Here is an 8,697-nt window from a genome sequence, read left to right on the forward strand (position 1 = left end):
TTACTGAGCGGTATTCTCGGAGTTTCTAGCCGTAGTTTTGAGGCGCAAAATATGGCTAAAAATGGTAAAATTGAAGTAATGGCCACGCCCTCTTGGAGGAAATGGTTTTTTCACTGCACACACACAGTTGCTTTTGCATTGCGTGGGCTTTTTACGTTTTGTGTACGATTGTTTCTTGTTTTACTGTCGTTCATTTCTCATGCATTTTTGGTGACCTACAAGCGTTACGAGCGCACACTGCGACCCGTCGTCTCATTGGTGACGCGTGCTTCTCAGGGTTTGCATGCACGTACTCGCGTGATATACAAAAGTGAGATTTTTCAGTTCGCAGCTGAGCTCACGGTGGCTTTGTATACTCTGACGATCTCATTCTATCGAAAACATCGCAAAGCAACTGCGCTTGCGCTCAGTATGCTCGTACTGGCTTTTGTTGGAACTTCTGTTTTCTTTTCTATTTCAGCGCGCGCAGAAAAAGAAGTGCATGCATACATATCCCCATCATTTGTTTCAGGTGAGGGGGTTGAGAATCCTGAGGCTGCAGGTATTCAGGATCTTTCTGTGGATGCACGAGTTGCTGATTTTGCACTTGAATACAGTGCACGTTTTGCATTTGGATCGTACGCAGATACTCCACGAGTAAGTCCGGTGACTAACGATGCAGCAACAACCCCATCTGCTACTTCTTCGTCCGTAGATGCTGCTGCTCCAAGTTCTCCTGTAGACAGCATGCCTGCGACTACAACTACTGTCCTTGTTCCGACTCCAGAGGCACCTTCATCATCAATTATTGATTCGGTGCAGTCAGTTATCCACGATATCTTGCCATCGATTGTTCCCGCACCAGAGGTTGCTCCTCCTGTGACGGAAGTAATTGCACCGGCACCTGTGGACAGTACTGTGTCGGGCGATGCTCCGGCCGCTGGAATTTTCTACTCGACATTTGCGAAGTTTTTTGCACCAAAGAATGCCCTTGCACAAGATGTCCCATCTGCGGTAACTGATATGGCTCCGGCAGCCCCTGAAGCTCCCGCTGCTATTTCTGAAACTCCTCAGGCGCCTGTGAATGCAGAGACAGTTTCTGTCTCGAATGATACTGTCCCCACACCTCCTTCAAATACTGAGACTATTACCGGTGCTGATGTCACACTTACGGGTGAATCTGCCCCATCTACAGATTCTGGAACGTCAGCTGCTCCGCAAGATACGTCTCCAGCTTCCAATACAGAAGTCTCAGTACCAGAAGATCGTGATCCATATAAGGTTGCATCATGTACGCTTTTCGGAAGGACATGTCACTTACTCGTCATGGAGGGTTTTGGTGTTGGTCCCGAGCTTTCAAAATATCCTGTCCGAAATGCGCAACTCATGGTTTCGCTCGCCGGTCGTGCTGCTCCACAAGATACTCCAGATCGTGTCGTCTTTCGAGCGTACCGCAATGGCAAGTGGGTATACCTCGGTGAGCAAACCGTGAATGGTGAGTTTGATAATAGTTCACGTGGCGGATTCCTGACTTTACCACTTGGAATCGGTTCTTGGTCAGAGCTCGCAAATATGACCATTGCAATCGAGTACGTACGTGAAGGAACATCTGACGCATCGTTACTGCTTGATGCGGCGTGGGTTGATGTTGGTTTTGCAGCAGAAGAAGCCCCTGATGATCTCGCACTCCTTTCACCAAATGTGAAGAGCGCGCTTCTGGCTCGTGATGCTGAGATGCGTATACGTGAGCGAGATCACCTAAGTCTTGGTGATGGAACAGTGATCAATTTCACTAATCTTGTTGCACAGACGCCTGGAGCAAAGCTTCGCGTTGCTCTAACGAAAGAACACCACACGGTACTGGGTAGCGGGGAGGAGTATATTGGCGTGACAAATGTAGGGAAGAGTCCTGAGCGCGTACGACTCTCATTCCACTTTCCTGAGGAGGGTGGTCGCGTAAGTGCAATTGCACAGTACTCACACAATGTGCCACATAAGGTGGTTGAGGAGCGTACTGCTCCAATCGCATACCTTTGTGCTAGTGGATGGACACACGCATCAAGCACTGATGAGATTGTTACATCGGAAAGCTATTCTTGTGCGGAAGGGAATGAGGTGCATGTTTGTGCTTCAGTTTCGGAAGACAATACGAGTTGTCTCTCCGAGGTGACTGCAGTAGGTCAGCAGGAGGATACCGTGTATCGTCGCGATTTTGTGCCGAATGCTGTTTTCTCTGGCTCATTCAGGGATGATCAGAATATTTTTGGCCGCGCAATGGATGCTCTCCTTTCGGAGATGCCAAGTGACATTCTCCCAACATCTGTTAGGGAAGTTTCTTATACGAATCCTTTTGATATTGAACCAGGTGCAACACAGTATTTCCGTGTGAACTATGATACGCCGCTCAATACCCGTGGTAGTTTCTATGTTGAAGCAGTTGCTGCAAGTGGCGCATATGGCCTCGGTTCTGCTGAGTTCGACGGGTCTTGGAATTGGCGCATACCCGTAGATGTCTCATTACCATACGCAGAAAATACTAATGAGGTTGCGGTACCAGTGGCGCTCAATAAGATGCCTCTTGAATTCTGGAGTCATGTCCAGCGCAATGGTGCAGATATCCGTTTTTCTGATGAAGAGGGTGTAGTAGAGCTTCCTTACTGGCTTTCTGATTTTAATGCAAGCGAGCGCTCTGGTCTCGTATGGGTACGATTACCACAAGCTGGAGGCATCATGCCGCGCATTTTCCTCTATGCAGGAAATCCTGATGCGGAAAGTGCAAGCAAGCCATGGGCACCGTTTACTACGTCTATTGTTTCTCCACGTGCCGTGCTCATCAGTAAGAGCGGTGAGGAGGCAGACGTGACGATAACTGCGCTTGCTCCACACGTGCGCGTCGTTATTGACGGTCACGATGAGCGTAGTTTGCTTTTCGGGGAAACAGCACTCTTTTCGCATGTGAATAATGCTGCGGTGATACGTGCGACGGGTCCTGTATCCGCAAAAGCACATTCAGTATTTTCTCGCGCAACAGTGGCACCATTTGGGCTTGCGGGTCTTGAGGCTGAGCTTCCAGATCGTACGCTTGAACTCGCAATGATTCCTGCGATAAATGAGGCAGGCGAGGCGCAAGTAGGAAAGCAGTTCATCGACCTTTCTGTGGGCTCAGTTTTCCGCACGCCAGTTGATGGAGCGGTGCGTGCAACCACGTCAGTGCCTACACTTTTCGTTGCAGAAGAAGGTGAAAAGGCAAGTCTGCTTACTCCTGTAGGTGAGAGAATCTCAGGGCAGTTGAGCGGCAGCGCGGTACTTGATGAGCGTCTTGAGTCGGTGAGCGCAGCATGTGATGGAAATCATGTCTTTGGAGCAATCGACACGCGTGGAAGCTTGCTTGCGACGAGTACTTGTGGGGTAACGCTCACGGGGCCTTTTGATGCAGGAACGATTTTGCGCATGTATAGAGATGCGACTGGTGGTACTGTGGGTGCACGATTCTTTGGATCGAATAATTCAATCGATCAGCTCATAGGTCGCGATGCGATTTCGCGATCCGCAGATGCGTATGACGCAGCAACCGCGTTCGGTGAGCCTGAATATGTGCTTCCTGGCGAGCATCGTCTTTTTGATCGACTTGGCGATAAAGAGCGAATGCATGTCAATCGCTTCTTGAGTACGAAACGTGAGTTTTCTGCAGAGGAAGTTCCTACATTTAAATTCCAGTATAAGCCTCAGAGTAGCAGTTTCTTCCGCACACTACGAAAATTTGTTGGTATTGCTCCTTTCACTGTGGATAATGTGGTTGTTGAGCAGTCGGGTAAGTCTCTCGGTATTGCAGCAGAGGTGGAGTATGGAGCAAATAATGAGTGGACGGTGCGCCTTGCGAAGGATGCAAAGATGCGCATTTCTCCTGGGAAGCTCACACTCAAAATGCAGATTCACGAAGGTTCTTCGACATACGAGGATGCCTATGATTTCTACTGGGCACTCCTTGCAGTAAACTTCAATAAAGCAATATATGAAAAGGGTGAGACTGCAGAGATTTCACTTGGCGCTATCTCTGATACCGGAAATACGATCTGTGATGCACGTTTGAAATTGTTCATTACAACACCTGCGAGTACGACTGAGGAAATATCCGTAGCTCGTTCTGGTAAGTGCGACGGCAACAATATTGTAGAGGTTCCTGACTACAGTGCGAAGTACACTCCTATCGATGAAGGTAAGTATATAGTGCGCCTTGTCCGTCTCGATGATGCAGAGAATATTCTTGCTGATGTGCGTGATACATTCCAGGTCGTTCCACATATGACTTATGTTATTGAACGCACTGGACCAACGCGTATCAACCCGACCGGTTTTTATAATATGACGTTGCGCGTGTTCGCACGCGAAGCGTATACAGGGAAGCTCTCCGAGCTTATTCCTGGAGATTTTGAAGTTATTGAGCGTGGCGGTGGTACGCTCGAGTGGGTGGATGATACCCATGCGGTGAAGCGATTAAGTTGGGATGTTGATATGAATGCAGGTGAAGTCTATCAATTCACCTATCGTTTTGATGCACCTGACATTTCACCATACATGTTCTTCTTGGGCCCTGCGACGATTGGAGACGGAGATACCGCATACACTGAACCTCGTTCATGGCAGATCGCATCTGATGCTGCGGGCAAGATGATTATCTACTGGACCGATGCATTCACTGTACCTGTTGGGTGGGAGCTTATGTCCTCGACGACCGCGCCATTCTATAACCGCTGGGTTATGGGTTCTTCGACCTATGGTATTACGGGTGGTGCATCAACACATACACATACGTTCACTACTTCGGTGGGTTCTTCTATTTATACAACAGCAGTGCCTGCAACAGGTGCAAGCACCTTTAATGCGTATAAGGACCATACCCATTCGTTTACTCCAACTTTTGGTGGCGGAAGTAACCTACCCCCATCACTCTCGATGCGCATCTTGCGCTCTCAGACTGCTGGTGAAGTGAATATTCCTGCAGGAGCTGTAGTCTTCTTTGAATCAGTACCTGGTGCGGGGTGGAATACCTTGACTGGTATGGAAGGGTACTACCCTTACGGTCAGAATTCGATTGGCATGGCGACAGGTTCTCCGACACACAGCCATGCGGTTTCGGGCACGCTTGGTGCATCATCGGGTGGACCAACCTATCCCCGTAATACTAATGGTACGAATCCATTTGTTTCGAGTGTTGCACATACGCACACCCTTACTGCAACGGGCACACCAGCACTCTCGAATGATCCCCCATACGTCACCTACCGCATGGCGCAGTCCGTTGCAGCAGGTCCTGTACCAAACGATGCGATTACCATGTGGGATGCCGATCCTGCTGCAGGGTGGGTGAATCTCTCAGTCCCTGGAGGAGTGATGAATAATCGTTTTGTGCGCGTAGATACCTCTTCTGGTGCAACAGGTGGACAAGAGTCTCATGATCATCCCGACCTTTTGGGTATCGGAACGAGCGCGGGTTCAGGTCAAAACCGTGCAAGTATCGCGAGTGGTTCGCTCTTTGGTGCAAACCCTACACACACTCATAGTGTGGATCTTTCGTCGTTCTCTTCAGCTTCAAACCTCCCTCCATTTATTACTGCTATCTTTGCGAAGCGTTCCGTAGGAATTCCAGTATTCGAGCAGATAGACTTCCGTTTCTACGACAATGTGAATGACCTTACGCCAATTGACCCATGGCCAGCAGGTGCAGTCGATGTGAGCGAGAATGTTCCCGTCGACGATGTCACTTATCGTTTCCGACCGGGAAGCATTTTCCGAGTGCGTATGGACCTTGCGGTTTCAAATGCAACTGGAACGGTTGGATCATCTCCACTGAAACTCCAGTATTCTACTGATGGAGTATGCGCATCTGCACTCAATTGGAATGATGTCGGTGCTCCAGGTAGTGCAACACCTATTCGAGGATATGATAATAGTCTTGTGAACGAGGGTGCGTCACTTCCGAGTGCGCTGCTTTCGACAACAACCTCAGGTGTACAGCAGGGATATCGAGAATCAAGTGGTACGGGCAACTTTACGCGTATTGCAGGGATTGGGACACACGCAGAATGGGATTGGGCGCTTGAGGCTGGCCCTACGATGGCGTCATCTTCGCGTTATTGTTTGCGTATGGTTGAGGCGAGTGGGAAAGTTTTTGGTGCATACTCAAGCTTCCCGAGCTTTATGAGCAATAATGCTCCGCAACCACCAGCACTGAAGCTCCCATTTAACCACGCGAAGATTTCTACGACGACGCCAAGTTTTACATTTGCGGCGTCAGATGATGAGTCAAATACTGAGCACTACGAAATTCAGATTGACACGAATCCATTGTTTACCGCACCAACAGTAGATCTTTCAACGACCAACGCTGCGTCGAGTTTTACCAATCTCAACAATCCTACAAATAAGGCGCCATACACAAGTGGCGATACGATTCAGTTTACGGTTCCTCAGAATAAGGCACTGACCAATGGCACGACCTATTGGTGGCGTGTGCGCGCAAAGGACCCTACGGGGAGTACACAGTTTGGTAATTGGTCGAGCGCAAGAGCAATTACAATCGATACGTCACTAACTGCTTCAGCTTGGTTCCAGACGACGGATGCACAGTTTCTTCAGGATGAATATTCAGGAGTGTCGATTTCTGGTAATGCCGTCAGCTATGTGGCAACGGGAACGATTATTTCCCCTGAGCTGATTTTCAACGAAGGCCCAGCAGGTACTGTGTGGGGGAGTCTCGAGTTCACTAAGGATGCTGGCGCAGGTATCGAATTCCAAGTTGAGTATAAGGATTTGAGTGATACGTGGTCACTTGTGCCTGATGCACTTGTTCCTGGGAACTCTGCAGGTCTTTCGACGACAACGTCGCTCAAGTCGATTGACCCACAGAGTTATCCATCGCTTCGCGTACGTGCAAACTTTAGCAATATTGGTACACCGGTGCTTTATGATTGGACGGTGAAATGGGCATTCAAGACGCTTGCTCCAGTAATTACCGCACCATTCAGTCATGCGAGTGTCGCATCTTCTACGTCATTCGTCTTTTCAGCGACGGATCCTTTGGGCTACCCGATTCGTTATTGGTTCTCATATTCTACCGATCCATCATTTGCTGCATCGACGACATGTTTTAGTGATACGCAAACCCCTACTGCTCCTTCCTGTGGTACATTCGTTGACATGACCAGTGGCGGTGCTGCACCTTTCGTTTCAGGTCATACTATTAAGTTCACGCCTGCGACACCACTCTCTAGTGGTACAACTTACTATTACCGCATTGCAGGTTATGGAAATGGAGGTGGTGTGTGGTCATTCTGGTCAGAAGTACGTTCTGTTACCGCGCAAGCTGTAGCGCCGGCTTATTCTACGTGGTTCCAGACGATGCAAGGACAATTCAAGATGGATACACTCTCGGGTACTTACGCAAATGGTGCAAATAGTGTTGCTGTTGCAACAACAAGTGATCGTGTACTCGTGGTGTATGGAAGTGGAAGTAATCCAAATCCAAAATATCGTATTTATGAAAGTGGATCTCTTGGTGCAGAGGGAAATGCACTCTCAATTAGTTCAACATTGCTTTGGGCTTCAGCGAAAGCATCACCGGTGAACGATCAGTTCATTATGGGTACCATGGGTGCAGATCGTGCGATCAGCTTCCAAGTATTTGAGAATGATATTTGGTCACGCATGATTACCATGCCTGCTTCGGGGCCTTCTGCGACACGTCGCAGTTTCGATGTTGCCTACGAGACGCTTAGTGGTCAAGCTGTTGCAGTATCTTGTAATGGTCTTGATGCTTCGTATGTGGTGTTTGACGGCTCAACCTGGGGTACTCCGCAGACACTCAATCTTCCATTTACGACAAACTGTGAGCTTGTGAAGATGGCGACAAGCCCAACGCAGAATCAGATTATTGCATTATTCCGCAATACGGGATCTTCATATACTGCTGAGGTCTGGGATGGTACGCAGTGGGTTGCTGCACGTGAGTTCACTTTTAGTGCAAATGCCGGAGTGACCGAGCCTGCACATGATGCAATGGCTGTTGAATACGAGCGTGCAAGTGGTAAAGCACTCGCGGTTGTGGGAGCGAATAATACGAGAGGATTCCGTTATCGTGTATGGGGTGGAAGTAACTGGACGGGTACTGAAGGTGCGTACACAAACCTCGGTGGCGGTGCAACGATTGCGAAGCTTGCGTGGGGAGTCCTTAAGCGTGATCCTGCAAGTAATGATCTTGAGCTTTGTACAAATTCGCAATATTCTACAACGGACGATGGAGCATATACGGATTATGTGCGTTTTACAAATACTGCTCCGGTCAGCGTAGCGCAAGGTCAGTACTGGCCATATTCCCGCCATGCACAGTCTGTGGGCTGCGCATATGAGACGAAGGTTGGTCGCACCGGAAGATTGATGACCGTATCAGATGAATCATGGAATGACGCAATGGGTTCTACGACGGTAAACCATACTGTTTGGGATGCGCGAAATGTTGCAGGAGGCACTTGGCAATCGGGGTCAACGAGTAATACTAATAAGTTGTGGACGTTTTCTGGTACAACGTATCGTTGGTCGGGAGTTGAGGCGTGGACGACGCTCGTTGAGCGCGCATCAGCCTCGGGCGATATTCTTGCTATGGTACTCTCTCGTTCTCCGACACTGAGCTATGTATTTTCTGTTTGGAACGGATCAACATGG

At 48.9% G+C, this 8,697-nt stretch carries 1 protein-coding gene; it reads left to right on the plus strand.

Going from position 1 to position 8,697, the window contains the following annotated elements; all coding sequences use genetic code 11:
- Positions 1-78: 78 nt before the first annotated feature.
- A partial coding sequence (locus tag VJ579_03305) for a DUF2341 domain-containing protein (GenBank protein ID HXK38070.1) occupies positions 79-8,697 on the plus strand: 8,619 nt, incomplete at its 3' end.

Source organism: Candidatus Paceibacterota bacterium, from assembly GCA_035583355.1.
Taxonomy (GTDB): Bacteria; Patescibacteriota; Minisyncoccia; order Phycocordibacterales; family UBA6899; genus JAJZQJ01.